Raw genomic sequence first — 19,650 nt, 5'->3', positions numbered from 1 at the left:
ACAATAGTAAAAAGGAGAAAATAATGAAAAAACTATTATTAGGCGCACTATTATCATTAGGATTTTTAACTATTCCATTCACAAATGCTGAGGCAGCTACAACGAAAGATCAACTGATTGTAAACACACAGTTAAATAAAATGGATTATTATCAAAACGGAAAATTCATAAAAAGTTTTACTGTCGCTACTGGAAAAGCATCTACTCCTACACCTAAAGGTACTTTCCAAATCGTAAATAAAATTAAAAATCGTCCTTATTACACAGGCAAAATTAAAGGCGGCGATCCACGTAATCCGCTTGGTGACCGTTGGCTCGGACTAAACATGGCAGGAACTTACGGAACAACTTATGCGATTCATGGTACGAACAATAACCAGGCAATTGGTAAGTGGACAACACTAGGTTGTATTCGTATGTATAACAATGATATACACTGGTTATTTGAGCGTATTCCCCAGCAAGCTACTGTCACTGTAAAATAACCTCAAAGCGCGATTTACGTGTAGCCAAGAATTTTATGTCTTGGCTTATTTTATTTCTTCATTTACAGTAGCAAAACAACTGTATTTACATATATAATAGGAATAGATTGTGTTAGGTAACATCCAAACATTGATAAACATGGATATTAAAATTATACAGTTATAATATTTTATAAATTTTATAATACATACTATAATAGAATTACTGTAATTCTTAAATATTCAGTTTCACTAAACAACTCCCCTTGCTACTTTCATGATTATTTTATGGCAGGGGCTTATTATATGTATAAACAATCTGAGTCATCGAAGAAATGATGAATTCGAATATTGCAGTAAAAAGCGTTATTTAGGAGGTGTTACTATGACGCATATACTGGTGATTGAAGACAACCCAGATATACAAGAACTAATTCGTGAATTTCTAATGGCACAAAACTTTACTGTTGATGTCGTTGGTGCTGGGACAGAAGGTATACTCCTTTTCCAAAAAAATTCATACGATCTTGTCCTCCTTGATGTGATGTTACCAGATATAGATGGCTATAGTATTTGTAAAATTATGCGAGGACAATCTGATGTACCAATCATTATGTTAACAGGCTTACATAATGAAGAAAGTGAAATTAAAGGATTTGAATTAGGTATTGATGACTATATTACGAAACCGTTCCATTACACCGTATTTATTAAACGTGTAGAAGCTGTATTAAGAAGGGCAGCAACGAAGGAAGCCGAAGCTGCGACTATACTACAATTCCATGAATTGATGTTAAATTCTACAGCATACGCCGCTTATGTTCATGGTAATCAAATTGAATTGACAACAAAAGAATTTGAAATTATTTATACTTTACTGCAAAATCGAGGAAAAGTATTATCAAGAAGTGATTTGTTGAATAAGGTATGGGGCTATGAACATTATGGTGATGTAAGAGTTATAGATACACATATTAAAAACTTACGAAAAAAATTAGGAATTCCTTATATTAAAACGGTGAAAGGCATTGGCTACAAAATCGAATCGTAGCAAAGACAACATCACCAAAAATATTTTCATCAAAACCTTATTATTTTGTATTCTTTTATCACTTTGTCTTTATCAAGTTATTTACTTCTTAGCTTCAAACTACGATAAAGAACGTTTTGCGAAAGAAAATGGAACGCATACTACAGAACAAGCGGATTCAGATAAACAAAACGACCAAAGTAAAACGAATCAAAATAAAGCTGTATCACAGGGGGACATGTTTAATTTCCAATCTGCTATTATAGATTATAATTCTCTCTCTACAGCTATCAATCACCTTTTGCAGCCTAGCCAAACTGCAAAAGCAAAAGAACATACTCAAAATATTTCGGGGGAAAATAGCGCTTCTGCTCCATCTACAGAAATGGAAAAGCAAGTCGCTACTAATGATGCCTTACATAAACAAAATGCAGCAAGTAAAGCAAATGATGCACAAGATAATCCAAAATTAACAGATGTACTGCAGCAATTAGCTCCACATATTGGCGCAACAATGCTTGCACTCTCTCTGCTCGGATCTTTAATTTATGCAAAACTAATTGCTAAACCTTTTCAATATATGAGTGATGCTTTAAAAGATATTATGAATCTTGATTTCTCAGATAAAAAGCTACTCAACAAAAATACGGATCAAACAGATTTTAATTTACAAGTAGCTGCTTCACAAATACCAAATATAGTGAAGAATTTACATGCAAGCAATCAAGATTTAAGAAATGAACTCAAAAAGGAACAACAATTAGAACAATCTCGTAAAGAATTTATGTCTATGGTTTCCCATGAATTAAAAACACCAATCGCAGCCGTTATGGGACAACTAGATGGCATGATTCACGGAATTGGAGCTTATAAAGATAGAGATAAATATTTAAAACGTTCCTATGAAATGATGCAAGACATTAACATATTAACGGAAAAAATGTCGGAATTATCCAAAATACAAAACCCTCAATTTAAACCTGATTTAAAAGTTATCTCATTAACTAATATTATTGAGGATGTTATGAAGAAAGTAGATTATTTCGTATCTGTAAAGCAGTTAAATGTTCAATCTAACATTAAACAAGATGTACAAGTTTTAGCTGATCCTAAATTTATTCAAACTGCCATTTTTAACATTATTTCAAATGCAATTCATTATACAATTGACCATCAGCATGTATATATAAAGCTTTATGAAAAGCCAAACGGTTACGCATTAGAAGTATTAAATACAGGTTCACAAATAGATGAGGATAAACTTGCTCATTTATTTGAGCCATTCTATCGCGCAAACCCTGACAAACACGGCTTAGTACAAGGTAGTGGTCTTGGGTTATACATTGTAAAACAAATACTAGATAAACATCAATTTCCTTATGGTATACAAAACACGCCTCAAGGTGTAAAATGTTCTATTGTATTCCCAAAAGCAATGTAAAAACCTACTACAATTTCATATCCCAAATTCATACTTCGTATGAGTGGCGGAATTTTGTAGAGTATATGACTCTGTTTCGTTCGCCCGTTATCCTTATTTGGATAGCGGGCGTTTTTTATTATGTAAAAGGAGGATTTTCATGGAGAAATTTAAGTATTCATTACTCGTTTTATTCGGAGCTTGTAGCTACGGCGTACTTTCAACTATTTTCAAACTCGGATTCATTAATGGATTTTCAGCACATCAACTATTAGGAGGACAATATGTCTTCGGATGGATTGGTCTTCTCCTGCTCGTTCTTTTCGTTTCACGTCATAAAGTAACAAAAAAGCAATTCTTTTCCTTACTAACAGTTGGCACAACGATGAGTATGACCGGTATCTTCTACGCTATTTCTGTAGAAGAACTACCAGCATCTATCGCTGTCGTTCTACTTTTCCAGTTCACATGGATTGGTGTCGTTATTGAAGCAATTGCAAACCGAACATTTCCAAGCCGTGAGAAAGTTATATCTATCATTATTTTATTTGCTGGAACATTGTTTGCAGGCGGTGTCTTTGAAGGTCTCGGACAAAACTTTTCCACGAAAGGTATGATCTTTGGTCTATTAGCCGCTGTCTCTTTTTCATTCTATGTTTTCGCCAGTGGGCGTGTTGCTACAGAAGTTCCGCCTTATACGAAAAGCTTTCTTATGACAACAAGCGCTACGCTTATCGTATGCCTATTCTTCCCGCCAACCTTTTTAACAGACGGTGCTTTGCAAGCTGGCCTATGGAAATATGCTTTCTTCCTCGGATTATTCGGCGTTGTCGTACCTGTCATTTGTTTTTCGATTGGCGTACCGAAAGTAGGAACAGGACTTGGTACAATACTAGGTGCAGCTGAATTACCAACAGCCATTATTGCTTCTATTACACTTGTACATGAAGTCGTAACGTTCATGCAGTGGATTGGGATTATCGTTATATTACTTGGGATTTTCACTCCTCAACTTCTTACAGCTAGGAAAGAAAAAAAACGTAATCGCGTGTATAGTGCTTAAAAATATTAACTTGCGTATAAATGGAAATAAAGTTACAATTCGGTATAATTTCAAATCTATTTGGAGGTATAAATGACTATTTTAAGCGTAGCCTTTTTTGCCATTATGTGTATCTTCTTCCTAATAAGATATATGAAAGAAAAGAAATTTTACGATTTGCTCCTCATTCCCATTTGCATATATGCTGGGGCAGTCAAAACCCCTTTGGTGGAGTACTTAAACTTTAATACCACATTCAAAATAACATATGATATTGCAGCTATTATTCTCGTAATCCTTGCTGTGCTGTTCTTCTTAAAGGATAAGAAGGAGAATCCTACTGCATAACAAAAGACCTTTCATTTATTTGAAAGGTCTTTTTCTCTATCTCACTTTACCGCTCCATATAGCTTTTCTAACTCACGCTCAATTTGTTTTACATCGATTCGTTCAAATAGTGGCTGTACATTATCAATTTTATTCGGCAACGTATTTCACGAAGTAATAACAGAAAAATCAAACTTTTATCCAAAAAGAAAAGGAAATCCCACCCTCTCGCCGAATACCTATACGTTCACAAAAGGAGTGATATAATTGAATCAAAAACAACTAAGCACACGTAATGAAAAAAGCTGGAATGCAGCTGCTTATGAAGCTTGGACGAATCGTCACGGGGCACCAGCTGATTATGCGAAAAAAATCATAGAAGACCCTATGCGTGAGGTAGATCACTATTTACCTTACATACAATCTCCGAAAGGAAAACGTATTATTAATTTACTCGGGTCAAAAGGAAATAAAGCTGTTGCTCTCGCTCTTTTAGGAGCTGACGTAACAGTTGTTGATATTTCAGCAAGTAATGCAAAATATGCAAATGAACTTGCGGACGCAGCCGGTGTCTCTATCGAATATGTCGTTTCTGATGTATTACATGTGCAGCTCTCCGAATCATTTGATATCGTATTGCTGGAACTCGGTGTACTCCATTATTTTTTAGATTTAAAACCGCTCTTTCAAAAAATTGCTACTTTACTTAAAGAAGATGGAATGCTAATCCTTCGTGACTATCACCCTGTTTATACTAAATTATTAGGAGTCGACCACCCATCATTTCGAGCAAATGGAAATTATTTTGATGAAGAATTGATTGAAGATGATGTTGCTTATAGCATCCTTCTTACAGAAGCGCAGAAAGAATCGTTACCTAAAACAACCATCCGTCGCTGGACGCTAGGAGAAATTGTTACAACACTTGCAGAAGAACATTTTAAAATTGAAAAACTAGTTGAAGAACACGGGCCTCATCAAAGATGGGTCTTCCCTTCTACTGCACCGGAAGGAATGGAAGAGCGTGTACCGGGTCTCTATACATTAATTGCGACAGCATGCAAAAAAGGATCCCTTCACGGATAGGATCCTTTTTGCATGCTCACGCATATAAGTTGAGGTTGGAGATTACCATAATTCTGTAGAATAGGACACAAGATATTTCAACATTTCGTCTCTGACTTACGTCGTCAAAAAGGGGTATGACCAACATAACGAAGAGTAATGTCTTAGTTGATACTGATAATCGTTATCAACTAATTAGAAGTATACATGATGTTATTTCAAATTACAATAGCATTTCTCATTTTTATTGATGAATTTTTTGATATACAAATGTATACATTTTAAGAACATTTACTCATATCAATCTGCCATATTCCATTATCTGCTATAATTTTTATTGAACAGATTAATAACTTCATAATGATGTTTTTATTAATTCTGCTCTAAATATTTATAAATTATAATAAACAGTTTTTAAAAGGCAGGGGTAACGATGAAATATGTTAGTATTCGAAAAAAACTACTGTTCACACTCTTAAGCATTTCTTCTTTATTTAGCATTGCTCTTATTGTTATTCTTTCATTCGCTATAAGCCAAGCGAGCGAAATTGAAACGTTAAAAAATGATGTTTCCAAAAGAGCAACCATTTTAAAAGAACGTGGCGATTGGTTCCAAGCACAAGTTGCTGGTTTACAAGAATATTTACTGTCACATGATCAAAAAGGATTGGATAAATTCAACCGAGAAGGAAAAAAACTAGCTGATACGAGAGAAAAAGTAACCAGTGATAAAAAACTTTCGGAAGGAATGAAAGAAGCCATTTTAATGGGCGGAAAATGGCGAAGCGTCATAGATAATGAAGTCCTCCCTCTCGCTCGCGAAGGAAAATGGGACGAAGCATCTAAAATCGCTTTAGCTCAAACTGATTACGTAAACGACCTTTTAAGTCGTTTTACGAAATATGCAAATGAAGAAAATGATAAACGTGACGCATTAATTGCTGACGTAGAATCTTCTTCATCTCTTATTCAATATATTATTTTCTTCTCACTTATTACATGTACAATAACATCTATTTTATTAGCATGGTGGTTCTCTGGTAAGCTCGTTAAACCGATACGACAAATTGATGAGAAATTAAAAGAATTAGCTTCGCAAGATGGTGATTTAACTGCTAGATTGCATGTAACGAGTAAAGATGAAATTGGTGATATCGCCAATTCCTTTAATCAAATGCTCACTAATTTACAACGTATAATAAAACAAGTGCAACAAACATCAACAAGTGTAAAAGAAGCATCTGAAAATGTGTTTATCGAAACAACTGCTTCTATGGAAAATACCGCCAAAACTGAAGAGACTATGAATGCTCTTGAGCATAATATTCGTTCACAAGTTTCCAGCATCGAAGAAAGTTCAACTGCAATGGACGATATGGCAACAAGTGTTCAGCGTATTGCAGAATCCGCCTCTTCTGTTGCTAGCCTAGCTGTTACTACTTCAGAAAAAGCTGATAGTGGGAATAAAGTCATTGAGAAATCTATTACACAAATGCATACCATTAATGAAGCTGTGAACGCTACGTCACAAGTAGTAGAACGACTCATTACACATACAAATCATATTGATACTGCACTTCAATCTATTTCTAATATCGCGGAACAAACGAATTTACTCGCTTTAAATGCTTCCATTGAAGCGGCTCGTGCTGGTGAACATGGAAAAGGCTTCGCTGTTGTTGCCGATGAAGTACGAAAGCTTGCTGAACAATCTCAGCTGGCAGCAACTGATATTAACCATTTACTTCATCAAATTCAAGCAGATACAAAAATAGCAAATGAAATGATGACGCAAGGTCAATCAGAGGCTTCTGAAGGCATTACAGTCATTCGTACTGCTGGATCTTCATTCTCAGAAATTGTTAACCACATTAACAAAGTTTCTACACAAATGCAGGAGGTGTCTGCAACTGCTGAAGAAATGGCCGCAAGTTCTGAAGAAATGAACGCAGCTTTAAATAACATCGCTTCTATTTCAAATGAAGTTGCCGCCGAAACATCACAAACAGCAACTTCAGCTGGTGACCAAGTAAACAAAATGAGTGTCGTTGCTAAAAAAGCATCTGAAATGAAAACGACTGTACAAGAACTTGAAGTTCTCGTTTCTCATTTTAAAACAAATGCTTAAAGTGAAAAAAGAGAGATTTACAATCTCTCTTTTTTCACTTTAAAATATCTCTTTCTATCTTTCATTCCGTCTGCTATAATTCCTAAAGGAAAGAAGAAAGCTTTATTCCAGACGGAGTAAAGCTTTCTTTCAATTTTTCACATTAATTAATTCTAATACTATGATTTCACAAAGGAGGATTTTATTATATGAGTTTTATTAGCATTCGAAAAAAACTAATGTTCATGATGGGAACGATTTGCGCTTTATTTGGAATCGCCTTAGCTTTTATTTTATTTTTTGCCATTGATCAATCTCGTCAAGCTGAAGCATTACAAAAAGAAATTTCTCCTCTAGCAACACAATTAAAAGAGCGCGGGGATGCTTATCAAGTACAGCTCTCTGCTTTAAGAGGTTATTTATTACAACATGATCAAGTTGAATTTGACAAATTTAACGAAATGAGTAAACTTCTTGAAGATAAGAAGGATGAGCTTCTTTCAAATCCTAATCTTTCTCAATCTGTGAAAAGTACAATGGAATCAGGATTGGCTTGGAGAAAATTTATTGAAGAAAAAGTTTTCCCTCTTGCAAAAGAACAAAAGTGGGAAGAGGCCCTGCAAGTAGCTTATGCAGAAAATGGTACTGTTTATAAAGTAATTGGTGACTTCACAAATTACAGTAATGAACAAGCTAAGTTACGTGATCAATCTATTAAAAAAATTGATCAATCTTCACTACAAATTGAATATGTTGTTTTCTTATCACTTGTTATTTGTATTATTGTAGCTATGATTCTTGCATGGTGGTTCTCAGGTAAACTTGTAAAACCAATTCAACAAATTGATAGTAAACTAAAAGAATTATCATCTCAAGAAGGTGACTTAACAGCCCGCCTACAAGTAAACAGTAATGATGAAATTGGTACGATCGCAACATCATTTAATAAAATGTTAGAAAACCTACAACATATCATTAATCGTGTTCAAAAAACATCTGTAGAAGTACAAAACGCTTCTGAAAACATGCTAGAAAAGACGAATATATCACGCGAGGCAACGATAAAAGTTCAAAGCACAATGTCCAACTTAAATGAGAGTATTCAATCACAAGCCGCTAGCATGGAAGAAAGCTCAACTGCAATGGACGATATGGCAGTAAGTGTTCAGCGCATTGCTGAATCTGCCACATCTGTAACTGAACTTGCTGTAGCTACATCTGAACAAGCTAACGATGGAAATACTGTTATTCAAAAATCTGTTTCACAAATGACAACGATACACGACGCTGTAAATGCTACGTCAGAAGTGGTCGAACGTCTAATCACCCACACGAAGTATATTGATACAGCTGTACAATCTATTTCTAACATCGCGGAACAAACAAACTTACTTGCTTTAAATGCATCTATCGAAGCAGCTCGTGCTGGCGAACAAGGAAAAGGCTTCGCTGTCGTAGCTGACGAAGTTAGAAAACTTGCTGAACAATCTAAAACTGCTGCAACAGATATTAACCAATTACTACATCAAATTCAACAAGACACTGAAACTGCGAGCTCTATGATGTCACAAGGCCGTTCGGAAGCATCTGAAGGCATTCATGTCATTCGTGAAGCTGGCAATTCTTTCACAACAATTGTGGAGCAAGTAAATAAAGTATCTACTCAAATGCAAGACATCTCAGCAACTGCTGAAGAAATGGCTGCAAGTGCTGAAGAAATGAACGCTTCACTGAATAACATCGCTTCTATTTCGACTGAAGTATCTAGTGAAACAGCGGCAACAGCACAATCTGCTGAGAAAAAAGTCGTTACGATGAATGAGATGACACAAACAGCTAAACAAATGAAACAAACAGTTGAAGAATTAGATCAACTCGTATCTCATTTTAAAACTGAATAGCCATTCCAAAAATATTCCTCTTCCAAGAGGAATATTTTTTTGAGCTCATTTCCTGCACTTTATGTATATATCCGTTATAATGAGAATCGATATCATTAATATGTAGGGGGTGCTACACATGTCACAACAAGCATTTGAAGAAAAGTTATATGCAAACTTAGAAGCTGTTATTGACCCTGAACTCGGTGTTGATATTATTAATCTTGGATTAGTTTATGACGTTACAGCAGATGAAAATAATAATGCTGTCATTACGATGACTATGACTTCTATCGGTTGTCCAATGGCTGGGCAAATTGTATCAGACGTAAAAAAAGTATTATCAACGAACGTACCTGAAGTCAATGAAATAGAAGTAAATGTCGTATGGAATCCGCCCTGGTCTAAAGAACGTATGTCACGTATGGCGAAAATCGCATTAGGTATTCGCGACTAAATACAGAAAGACCTGACATCCTAGTCAGGTCTTTTTCTCTTATTATTTTACGCCTACTGCATCATAAGCTTTCGTTACAGCTTGTACAGCTTTAGAGTTTTTACCATATAAATCTTCAGCTGACTGAAGTGCTGCTTGACGCATCATCTTAAAGTCAGAGTTTGCAGTTAAATATTTCGTAAGAGCACGGTAGTAAATTTTTTCTGTCGCTTCACGGCCTACTCCTGTTACTTTCACGCCGTAATGCTCCCCACCTTCAGATACTAAGTATGCAGCTTTATTGTTAATACTACTGTTAATATGAACGCCGCCGTTATCAGCTGTTCCAGTGTAGCGTTTATTATAATGATCTGGGTAACCTTCACCTGGTTTTAATGGATTTGGAATAGACGCTGGATCTTTCAGAGAACGAAGTGCATCACCAGGTTTTCCAGGTGTATAAATGTCAGCACCTAAATCCCAGCTCTTCTTCTCAACCATGACACCCATAATATCAGATAACGATTCATTTAACGCACCTGACTCATTTTTATAAACAAGATTTGCTGTATGTTCCGTTACAGCATGCGTTAATTCGTGACCGATAACATCTAGTCCAGCAGATAATGGAATAAATGTCGTACCATCGCCATCACCATACATCATTTGTACACCATTCCAAGCTGCGTTATTCCAGCTTTCTCCAACGTGAACAGTCGAAATAAGCTTCGCGCCTTTATCATCGAAAGAGTTACGATTAAATGTCTTTTTGTAGTAATCATATACTTTTCCTGCGTTTACATGCGCATCAACTGCAGCTTTATCTTCGAAGAACTTAGATTTACTTTCAACTTCTTCTCCTGTATATCCAAGCCATTGTGAGAATAAATTAAACAAGTTTTCATCCATATTTTCTGCATCAAACGTATGGATACCTTGTCCTCGTTTACCATCAAACAAGTTGAATTGTCCTGTTTTCTCATCTTGAGCAATTTCAAATGATTGTCTAGCTCCTAGTACTCCGTAACCAAATCCTGTAATGTGATCTACAGCGTTATATTTCTCAATCACATTTCCATTCGTTGCATCAACAAAGTAATGCCAATACCCTGGAGCTGGCTTTGAAATCGACGCTTTCACTAAGTATGCAAGATAGTAATTCCCATCTTTTTCATACACATATAAATCTTTTTTCACACCGTCATAATTCTTTACTTTACCAACTTCTTTTTCAATATCTGCCTTTGCAATTGTTTCTGCTTGCTCTGCACTAATCTTTGCAAACTCAGGAATATTTTTATCCTCTAAATTCGGAATAACTTGTCCGAAGAATGCTTTTACATTATTCTCTTTATCTAGTGTAACTGTTTGATCTGAACCGTACACAGGAATGTTATTATGTTTCTCAACTAGCTTCACGTGTGTTGTACCGGATTCAGCATCTTTTTCTTCCCCAACGACATTAAAGTGTTTATCAATATTTCCTGCTAATTTGAACATATCTTTCTTACTCTCTAAATATTGAAAGACCGTTTCTTTTTTATCTAGTCCTTCCGGTGCTTTCCATTCTTCACCTATGTATGCAGGCGTTTTAAATTCTTGATGGTATTGAATTTTTTGTTCTTCCGCTTTCGTTGTCGTTGCTCCAAATGTTCCAAATCCCCCGGCGATAACAGTTAACGCTAATGCTGATGAAATGACTTGCTTTTTCACTATAACATTCCCCATTCCCTAAAGATTTTTGACACTTTTATACAGTTCTTGGTTTTCAAGTGGATACCTTTACCTAAAATTTGAGAAAGTTTTTTCTGACAATTCTACTCAAAAAAAGAGGACATCCTATCGGACGTCCTCTTTTTTATAAACATTTTATTGCTTTTTCAATTCAATTGCTAAATAGTGTGATTGCTCTTTCGCTTCAATATGAATATCTTCTTCAATCGCTTCTGCTGCATCACGCATAACAAGTGTCTCACCATTGATTACACTACTACCTTCAATTTGTACAACATACAATTGACGGCCTTCTTTCACTGGAAAATGAATTTCTTTTCCTGCTTCTAACGATAAAGAATATAAATTCGCATCTTGATGAATTTGAATTGGTGCCCCGCCTTCTACTTGAGATACCATATGAAACCATTCATTTTCACGCTTGCTCCAATCAAATGTAAACTCACCATAGTTTGGCTTATGATCCTCACGGTCTGGTAAAATCCAAATTTGTAATAAACGTAATGTTTCATTTCCTAAATTATGCTCACTATGAAATACACCTGTGCCAGCACTCATATATTGAACATGTCCACGCTCAATTGTTCCGCGGTTCCCCATGCTATCTTCATGTGTTAAAGCACCGTCTACAACGTACGAAATGATTTCCATATCGCGGTGTGGATGCATATCAAAACCAGTTTGCGGTGCTACTAAGTCATCATTAATTACACGTAATGCACCAAAGTTCATGTTATTAGGATTATAATAATTGGCAAAGGAAAAATGAAAATGTGTATTTAACCAACCGTGATTTGCTCTTCCCATATTTTTATGATCAACTTTTCTAAACATACCGTTCACCTCATATTATCTCGAATTCAAGATTTATTTTAAAATTTTTCTCACTGTAACTTTTTTAGTAATTGTAATAATTGATGTTGTTCTTCTACATTTAAATTTTGAAACTGCTCCGCTTGGAATGTTTCTTGAGGCGGGACGATTTCTTCATATAAAGCTCTTCCCTTTTCTGTTAATGAAATATATTTTGTAGTACCTTCTTGTTCACGACGAATCCACTCAAGCTGCTCCATTTTATTTAAAAGCTGCGTAATATTTCCTTTCGTAACAAATAGCTTATTTCCAAGCTCTTGCTGCGTTAAACGATCATGCCCTCCAACTTGAGCTAGTACATCAAACTGAGCGGCAGATACATTCCATTCTTTCAAATGCTGATTCGTCTCACGAATACTTTTGTTATAAAAACGTGATAAACGAAACCATAGGAGTAAACCTAGTCTATCTTCTGTTTTCATTTCATCACCTCGCTCGTTTCATACCATTAGTTTAGAACTAAACTTTATAAAAGTCAATTACTTATTTTTAGTAAGAAACAAAGAAAGCACAGCGTCATTTCTCCACTATGCTTTACATTAGCTTTCTATTTTTATATTCATCTAACTTCCTCTCCGCGAACTTTCTCGCATCTTTCTCAATCCATCTATCTTCGTACAATTCACTTCCCACATATAATACTTCGCTCTTATGCTGCATTGCATGACGAAATTCATGCAGTAGTGTTTTAAGGACTTGCTCATACTCTTCCCACATACAAACAAAAATTAATTGTTTTTCTTTATGATAAAAACCACCTACCGGGAATAAAAATTCCTCTTCTTCTTCTCCTAATGATAAAAGGACATGATTCGCATCACACGTATCACAAAAAATAACCGGTGTTTTACATACTTCAATCAGTGAAAATAAATCGTCTCTAAGCCTTTTGACATCCCAAGGAAGCTCCGAATCCAACACATACCAATTCTCCACCTGTTGATATACATTTTGAAACTGGAGTTCCATTTCTCTTTATTCCCCTTTCCAAGCATCCTTTTTCTATATGTATGCCACAATATAGTAAATATTAAACGTATTCTTTCATCCTTGAAAAAATGCCAATCAAAAAGGAATCTATATCGACATAGATTCCTTTTCCGTAATCAATTTTTCATACATATCTTTTACTTTTATTTTTTTAATTTAGTTAGTCTTCGTATCCCACTTAAAGACTTTATTTAAAAATTTATATACATTCTTTGACTCTTTCGTCAGAAGTGGACCTAAGATAGATAGTATAAGCACGTATAGTGCTGAAAATGGCTTCAAGACTGACATTAAACCACCAGCGATACCGATATTGGCCATAATGATGGAGAATTCTCCTCTTGAAACAATTGTTAATCCAATATTTGTTGACGCTTTATGAGATAATCCAGCTTGTCGTCCTGCAATCATTCCTGCTATAAAGTTTCCGATGATTGTAAGAAGGACAGCACCTAACGTTAACCATATCGCTCCGCCCAGTGAGAACGGATCAATGCTTAATCCGAAACTGAAGAAGAAAATAGCTCCGAAAAAGTCTCTAAATGGAACAACGAGATGTTCAATTCTGTCACTATGCTCTGTCTCAGAGAAAACTAACCCTAAAAGAAGTGCTCCAATTGCTTCAGCAACATGAATTGTTTCCGAGAATCCTGCAATAAAGAATAATGAAGCAAATACTACAATAATGAAAATTTCATCTGAACTAATATTGAGCAATTTATTTAATAACGGCGTCGCCTTTCTAGCTACAATAAAGAATAGAAGCATATATCCTAAAGCAATTCCAATTGAAGTAAGGGCACCTAAGAATGAAGCGTGATCCCCTAGAACTAATCCAGAAACGACTGATAAATATACAGCCAGGAATATATCTTCGAACATGATAATTCCTAAAATTAATTCGGTCTCATTATTACCAGTTCTTCTTAAATCCACTAACACCTTTGCAACGATAGCGCTAGAAGAAATCGTAATAATCCCCGCAATAATTAAGATTTCTAGTAAAGGGAATCCCATTATAAATCCGTATAATAACCCAAGTGAAAAGTTAATTAAAATATAGATTGTTCCACCAATCGCAATAGAACGTCCAGATTTAATTAGTTTTTTCATTGAAAACTCTAGTCCTAGATAGAACAGAAGAAACAGAACGCCAATCCGTCCAAGGAAGGAAATGACATTTGCACTTTCAATAAATTTGAAATCGATCACACCTATTGTCGGCGCATGTGGTCCCACTAGCATCCCAAGAACAATTAGAAACGGAATGACTGAGAATTTAAACTTTCCAGCAATTACTGCCGCAATTGCAACTAATACTAACGCTGTACCAACTTCAAAAATTAACGTATCCATCTAGTCAGTCCCCCTATTCGAAAGTAACTCATTAATAATTTTTTTAATTTCTTCTCTCTCGCCTGAAACTACAAGCATATCGCCTTCCTCAATTACTGTTTCTGGTCCTGGATTAAATAGCTTTTTCATATTCTTTTTCATAACTGCAATAATCGTTACGCTATATGTTTTTCTTATTTCCAGATCGCCGATTGTTTTTCCGATTGCTGGCGCAGCATTCTCTACTTTAAACCACTCAATCGCTAAACCTTCAAAAACCATTTCAACATTTTCCAATGCTCTAGGTTTATACACCATTCCACCTAATATTGCTGCAATTTGTCTTGCCTCTGAGTCGCGTAATGAAATACTTGAGATACTTTCTTCATGGTCTGAATCAAAATGATACATTTCTCTACGTCCGTCATCATGAATAACAATTACCATCTTTTCATTACCTTTCGTAACGATTTGAAATTTATAGCCAATACCCGGAAGTTCACTTTCTCTAATATTCATCTTTAGCTCCTCCTCGAATTTTATTTAAATTTTCTGTTTTTCTGTCTTTTTTTCATCCAATCCATTTTAGAAATTCTAACCATTCAGGATACCTGTGATTTGGAAATATTTTATTGTAATAATAAGTGGCTCCTAAAAAGATACTAAAAGATGTAATGATAAAACATATATTACTTCTCATTTTCAAACTCTCAAGGCTTACTTTCCATAAAGATTCTTCTTTCAAATCATCCCCTCTTTCTCGCTTTACATTTAGTTTTTTAAAATGTAAATAATTCTAAAAATATTATTATGTAACATAATCATAACATAAAATACATTTAAGTAACATGATTTTTTAGAAAAATTGATTCTCGTATATTTTTTGCATATAATTTTCTTATTACGGAAAAAAGGAAGTGTATTATATGGTTGATATCTTTAGCAGATTCCTTGAGGTAACGAATAATATTTTATGGTCATATATTCTTATTGCAATGCTAATCGGCTTCGGTCTTTATTTCTCTTTTAAATTGAAGTTTGTCCAAATTACTCATTTCGGTGAGATGGTCGGTTTAATTAGTAAAGGATTTAATCGAAAAGAAAAAAAGAAAGATAGCATCTCCCCGTTCCAAGCATTTTGCTTAAGTGCAGCTGCACGTATCGGTATCGGAAACTTAGCTGGTGTAGCATTAGCTATCTCAATGGGCGGACCTGGCGCAGTATTTTGGATGTGGTTTATCGCTATCCTTGGAGCAGCTACTAGTTTCGTAGAATGTACGCTCGCGCAAATTTATAAAGTAAAAGATGGAAGCAGATTCCGTGGTGGCCCAGCATATTATATGGAAAAAGGATTAAACAAACGCTGGATGGGTGTTTGGTTCTCACTTCTTATTACAGTTGCGTACGGATTAATTTTCAACTCTGTACAAGCAAACACAGTAACAATAGCATTTGAAAATGCTTTTGGACTAGAGCGAACGATCGTAGGAGCTCTATTAGCTTTATTAGTTGCAGTTATTATTTTCGGTGGTATTAAGAGCATTTCACGTATTACGGAAATGATTGTTCCTCCAATGGCAATCATTTATATTGGTGTGGCTATTTTTGTTGTTATTAACAACTTTACTATGTTACCAAGCATTTTTATGGAAATATTTAATGGCGCATTCGGTTTAGACCAAGCCATCGCTGGTGGTATTGGAGCAGCAATTAAGTTCGGAATTCAGCGCGGTCTATTCGCAACAGAAGCAGGTATGGGTAGCTCCCCTAACGCAGCCGCAACATCAGATGTATCTCACCCTGTCAAACAAGGACTTGTTCAAGCGTTAGGTGTTTTCGTAGACACGTTCTTAGTATGTACATCAACAGCATTTATCGTATTATGTTCGGGCCTTTACAAAGGAACAAACTTACAAGGTATCGAATTAACACAAAATGCATTAAGTTCACAAATCGGACCATGGGCAAGTACTTTCTTAGCAATTATTATTTTCCTATTCGCGTTCAGTTCTTTACTAGGAAACTACTATTATGGTGAAACAAACATCGCATTTATTAAAGAAAGCAAAACTTGGTTAATGATTTATCGCGTTGCAGTTGTCGGAATGGTATTCTTCGGATCGATCGCTGCCCTTCAAACAGTTTGGAGCTTAGCTGATTTATTCATGGGACTAATGGTATTGACAAACTTAATTGCCATCTCATTCCTAAGCAAATTCGCCTACGCAGCATTAGTAGACTATATGAAGCAAAAGAAACAAGGAAAAGATCCTGTTTTCGTTGCAAGTTCTATCCCTGGCTTACAAAATACAGAGTGCTGGGATGGACAGGATGTAGAAGAGAATAAAAAAGCTGTATAACAGCTAAAAGCGGAAGCGGCTCGTTCAGAACAAGAGCTATATATTAAACAAAATCCCTATTACTCTACAGTAATAGGGATTTTTATTTACACAGTTCATAATTTGTTCAAATTAATTCCAGCAAAAGGGTTGATTTATACGAATTACTAGATTATAATAATTATAAATTAGTAATTGATATCACATAACAACTCAAAAGGAGATTGATCATAATGAACAAACAAGTAATCGAAGTATTAAACAAACAAGTAGCAGACTGGAGCGTTTTATTCACAAAATTACACAACTTCCATTGGTACGTAAAAGGACCTCAATTCTTCACATTACATGAGAAATTCGAAGAACTTTACACAGAATCAGCTACTCACATCGATGAAATTGCAGAACGTATTTTAGCAATTGGCGGCAAACCAGTAGCAACAATGAAAGAGTACCTAGAAATATCTTCTATTCAAGAAGCAGCATACGGAGAAACTGCAGAAGGGATGGTCGAAGCAATCATGAAAGACTACGAAATGATGCTAGTCGAACTGAAAAAAGGCATGGAAATCGCTCAAAACTCTGACGACGAAATGACATCTGACCTACTACTAGGCATCTACACAGAACTAGAAAAACACGCTTGGATGCTACGTGCGTTCTTGAATCAATAATAGACTTTAAAGCGGAAGCGGCTCGTTCAGAGTCGCTTTTTTCTATGGAATGGTCGCGCGTGCTGGTACATGAAATTTATATCAACGATTTTCCCTATATATCGACGATTTTTCAAATATATCAACGATTTTTTCATTATATCGACGATTCGACATAGGATATCGACTTACCGACAAATCACGACAATATTAGCACCTCCCTATCCCCTACTTTCATCAATATATTACAATCTCTTTTATGCTAAAATATAGGTAACACCCTTTAGTAAAATAGATCCAAAAAAGCTTTTCCATATTCATCATTTACTACTTAAATGGCGGGAGTGGTTCAGTTGAAAGACTACTTAATTAGAGCATTTTTTGCATTAATAACAGTTGGGATTGTCTTACTTATAGCTAATATTTTCAATATACGTATCGAGGTGAAAGACTATGCTTTCCTCGTTGTTGTAGCAATTAGTGGCGGCTGGGGTGGCTGGTACTTGTATAAAAAACAAAGTAATCAAAGTGATAAAGGCATTCCAAAGTAATACGGAATGCCTTCTTTTTATTTCCGCCTATAATAAATAATGAAATTCAAACCACTAATACAAACTATCCCAATAAACATATCAAACGAAACCGAATCTCCACCTAAATTATACTCATCAACAATAAACCCAGACATAAACAACGTGATCGCGGAAACACCGATACATAGTATCGAAATAAACCAAAGCGAAAACGCATTAATCAGCTCTTTCTTCTGTATTGAAACAATTAGCATAACAAGAATAGATGCTGCTAAAATACATTTAAAAACCGGCCTTAAAAATACGAATTCCTCCATCTATTTCTCCTTTTCCCAAAACATTACACCTTAACATTAACATATTTAACCAAATTAAAAACACATGCCTTTTCAAGATAAAATGACATGTATTTCCAAAATTTCCTATACAATTGTATTATAATAATTGCTTCCACTTCGTTCCTAAAACAGGACGCTCGTAATTCTGTATTTCATGAATTAATTTATCGGCTGTCTCAGCTGAAACGATTAACTCTTTATTTGATGGATTCATGAATCCTTCTTCTGCTGCACGTTCAACCATTTGCAGAATTGGTCCATAAAAATCTTTTATGTTCAATAAACCAACTGGCTTATTATGTATACCAATTTGTGACCAACATACTGCTTCAAATAGCTCTTCAAACGTTCCATATCCGCCTGGTAGTGCAATAAAAGCATCCGCAAGCTCTGCCATTTTCGCTTTACGTTCATGCATCGTTTCTACTTCAATTAATTCTGTTAACCCTGTATGAACGATCTCTCCTCGGAATAGACCGCGCGGCATAACACCTGTTACACGGCCACCTAAGCGAAGAACTTCGTTTGCTACTTCTCCCATTAATCCGACGCAAGAACCACCGTATACAAGCTCATAATCATTCTCAACAAACATTTTACCTAATTCAATTGCCTGCTCTTTGAACTCTGGTCTCTCCCCTAAATTGGAACCTGCAAACACACAAATCTTTCTCATCCTTACACCCCAAGACTATATATTGTTATGATACAATGAACATTGTACAACATATTGAGGGGATGAGAAAGAAATGGATATCGTCGCATTTGAAAGGTGGGTTGAGGAATTTTACGAAAAACGAAGCTGGTCACAGTATAATGCCTTTATTCGGTTAAATTTCTTAACAGAGGAAGTTGGGGAAGTTTCACGCGTTGTTCGCGCAATCGAAATCGGTCGGGATCGTCCTGATGAAAACGTGAAAACAGAAGAAGAGCTAAAACAAGAACTAAAAGAAGAACTTGGTGATGTACTATCTAATCTTATTATTCTTTCGCAAAAATATGATTTGGACTTACAAGACATTATGGACGCACACGTCACAAAGCTTTCGAAAAGGTTCGAGACATCTAAATGAGAATATTATCA

At 35.4% G+C, this 19,650-nt stretch carries 21 protein-coding genes; 13 read left to right on the top strand and 8 right to left on the bottom strand.

The genetic code is table 11. From position 1 onward, the window contains the following. The first annotated feature begins 23 nt into the window (after nt 1-23). The 9 genes from PQF83_RS23730 (at nt 24) to PQF83_RS23690 (ending at nt 9,792) form a co-directional block, all read left to right on the top strand. The gene (locus PQF83_RS23730) at nt 24-485 is read left to right on the top strand and encodes a L,D-transpeptidase (RefSeq protein ID WP_000734937.1); all 462 of its coding nucleotides are present in this window, start codon (nt 24-26) and stop codon (nt 483-485) included. A gap of 364 nt (nt 486-849) precedes the next feature. Then, a complete protein-coding gene (locus PQF83_RS23725) occupies nt 850-1,515 on the top strand; it encodes a response regulator transcription factor (RefSeq protein WP_000148833.1) in 666 nt (221 codons plus the stop codon). Beyond that, on the top strand, nt 1,493-2,935 hold the full coding sequence (locus tag PQF83_RS23720) for a sensor histidine kinase (RefSeq protein WP_000201972.1): 1,443 nt from the start codon (nt 1,493-1,495) through the stop codon (nt 2,933-2,935). Before PQF83_RS23725 ends, PQF83_RS23720 begins: the two co-directional genes overlap by 23 nt. Before the next feature lie 139 nt (nt 2,936-3,074). After that, on the top strand, nt 3,075-3,977 hold the full coding sequence (locus tag PQF83_RS23715; protein WP_000410516.1) for an EamA family transporter: 903 nt from the start codon (nt 3,075-3,077) through the stop codon (nt 3,975-3,977). A gap of 72 nt (nt 3,978-4,049) precedes the next feature. Next, nucleotides 4,050-4,304, top strand: a complete 255-nt coding sequence (locus tag PQF83_RS23710; RefSeq protein WP_000154150.1) for a hypothetical protein — start codon at nt 4,050-4,052, stop codon at nt 4,302-4,304. A gap of 246 nt (nt 4,305-4,550) precedes the next feature. Beyond that, the gene (locus tag PQF83_RS23705; RefSeq protein WP_001072269.1) at nt 4,551-5,369 is read left to right on the top strand and encodes a class I SAM-dependent methyltransferase; all 819 of its coding nucleotides are present in this window, start codon (nt 4,551-4,553) and stop codon (nt 5,367-5,369) included. A gap of 412 nt (nt 5,370-5,781) precedes the next feature. Next, nucleotides 5,782-7,476 (top strand): methyl-accepting chemotaxis protein, encoded by a 1,695-nt coding sequence (locus PQF83_RS23700; protein ID WP_000878421.1) that lies wholly within the window; start codon nt 5,782-5,784, stop codon nt 7,474-7,476. Nucleotides 7,477-7,664: 188 nt separating this feature from the next. Continuing rightward, nucleotides 7,665-9,356, top strand: coding sequence for a methyl-accepting chemotaxis protein (locus PQF83_RS23695; protein WP_000008428.1), 1,692 nt, complete (start codon nt 7,665-7,667; stop codon nt 9,354-9,356). Nucleotides 9,357-9,474: 118 nt separating this feature from the next. Then, complete coding sequence (locus PQF83_RS23690) at nt 9,475-9,792, top strand: metal-sulfur cluster assembly factor (RefSeq protein ID WP_000082521.1); 318 nt, start codon at nt 9,475-9,477, stop codon at nt 9,790-9,792. 42 nt (nt 9,793-9,834) lie between these two features. Here the strand turns inward: PQF83_RS23690 and nprB are convergent, their stop codons facing one another. The 6 genes from nprB to PQF83_RS23660 form a co-directional block, all read right to left on the bottom strand. Next, the gene (nprB, locus tag PQF83_RS23685; protein WP_000745137.1) at nt 9,835-11,484 is read right to left on the bottom strand and encodes a neutral protease NprB; all 1,650 of its coding nucleotides are present in this window, start codon (nt 11,482-11,484) and stop codon (nt 9,835-9,837) included. A gap of 156 nt (nt 11,485-11,640) precedes the next feature. Continuing rightward, nucleotides 11,641-12,339: a pirin family protein gene (locus tag PQF83_RS23680; RefSeq protein WP_000488945.1), complete on the bottom strand. Its 699-nt coding sequence runs from the start codon at nt 12,337-12,339 to the stop codon at nt 11,641-11,643. Nucleotides 12,340-12,389: 50 nt separating this feature from the next. After that, nucleotides 12,390-12,800, bottom strand: a complete 411-nt coding sequence (locus PQF83_RS23675) for a MarR family winged helix-turn-helix transcriptional regulator (RefSeq protein ID WP_000845457.1) — start codon at nt 12,798-12,800, stop codon at nt 12,390-12,392. Nucleotides 12,801-12,912: 112 nt separating this feature from the next. Next, nucleotides 12,913-13,347 carry a DUF3920 family protein gene (locus tag PQF83_RS23670; RefSeq protein ID WP_000422825.1) on the bottom strand — a complete coding sequence of 145 codons (435 nt, stop codon included), beginning with the start codon at nt 13,345-13,347 and terminating at the stop codon, nt 12,913-12,915. Between the two features lie 177 nt (nt 13,348-13,524). After that, a complete protein-coding gene (locus tag PQF83_RS23665; RefSeq protein ID WP_000380208.1) occupies nt 13,525-14,724 on the bottom strand; it encodes a cation:proton antiporter in 1,200 nt (399 codons plus the stop codon). Further along, nucleotides 14,725-15,222, bottom strand: a complete 498-nt coding sequence (locus PQF83_RS23660) for a cation:proton antiporter regulatory subunit (protein ID WP_001026069.1) — start codon at nt 15,220-15,222, stop codon at nt 14,725-14,727. It lies immediately after the preceding gene. Nucleotides 15,223-15,629: 407 nt separating this feature from the next. Here PQF83_RS23660 and PQF83_RS23655 point away from each other — a divergent pair, with 407 nt between their 5' ends. The 3 genes from PQF83_RS23655 to PQF83_RS23645 all read left to right on the top strand — a co-directional run bounded on the left by PQF83_RS23655 (nt 15,630) and on the right by PQF83_RS23645 (nt 18,246). Then, entirely contained in the window at nt 15,630-17,063 is a 1,434-nt protein-coding gene (locus PQF83_RS23655; RefSeq protein WP_000227570.1) for an alanine/glycine:cation symporter family protein, read from the top strand. Nucleotides 17,064-17,275: 212 nt separating this feature from the next. Beyond that, nucleotides 17,276-17,716, top strand: coding sequence for a Dps family protein (locus PQF83_RS23650; RefSeq protein ID WP_001041890.1), 441 nt, complete (start codon nt 17,276-17,278; stop codon nt 17,714-17,716). A 332-nt stretch (nt 17,717-18,048) separates the two neighbouring features. Then, nucleotides 18,049-18,246 carry a hypothetical protein gene (locus PQF83_RS23645; protein ID WP_000656325.1) on the top strand — a complete coding sequence of 66 codons (198 nt, stop codon included), beginning with the start codon at nt 18,049-18,051 and terminating at the stop codon, nt 18,244-18,246. A 17-nt stretch (nt 18,247-18,263) separates the two neighbouring features. On the opposite strand, the gene PQF83_RS23640 is transcribed toward PQF83_RS23645, so the two are convergent. Together PQF83_RS23640 and PQF83_RS23635 are read right to left on the bottom strand one after the other, a co-directional pair. Then, complete coding sequence (locus tag PQF83_RS23640; RefSeq protein WP_000390889.1) at nt 18,264-18,545, bottom strand: hypothetical protein; 282 nt, start codon at nt 18,543-18,545, stop codon at nt 18,264-18,266. Between the two features lie 118 nt (nt 18,546-18,663). Then, nucleotides 18,664-19,227 (bottom strand): TIGR00730 family Rossman fold protein, encoded by a 564-nt coding sequence (locus PQF83_RS23635; RefSeq protein WP_002163472.1) that lies wholly within the window; start codon nt 19,225-19,227, stop codon nt 18,664-18,666. Between the two features lie 88 nt (nt 19,228-19,315). Between PQF83_RS23635 and PQF83_RS23630 the strand changes: the two genes are divergently transcribed. Next, nucleotides 19,316-19,639: a MazG nucleotide pyrophosphohydrolase domain-containing protein gene (locus PQF83_RS23630; protein WP_000355737.1), complete on the top strand. Its 324-nt coding sequence runs from the start codon at nt 19,316-19,318 to the stop codon at nt 19,637-19,639. Nucleotides 19,640-19,650 lie beyond the last annotated feature (11 nt).

Origin of the sequence: Bacillus sp. FF-1, assembly GCF_028548245.1 — a bacterium.
Classification (GTDB): Bacteria; Bacillota; Bacilli; order Bacillales; family Bacillaceae_G; genus Bacillus_A; species Bacillus_A paranthracis.
The sequence above is the reverse complement of the archived record's forward strand: the minus strand, read 5'-3'. Positions and strand labels throughout refer to the sequence as shown.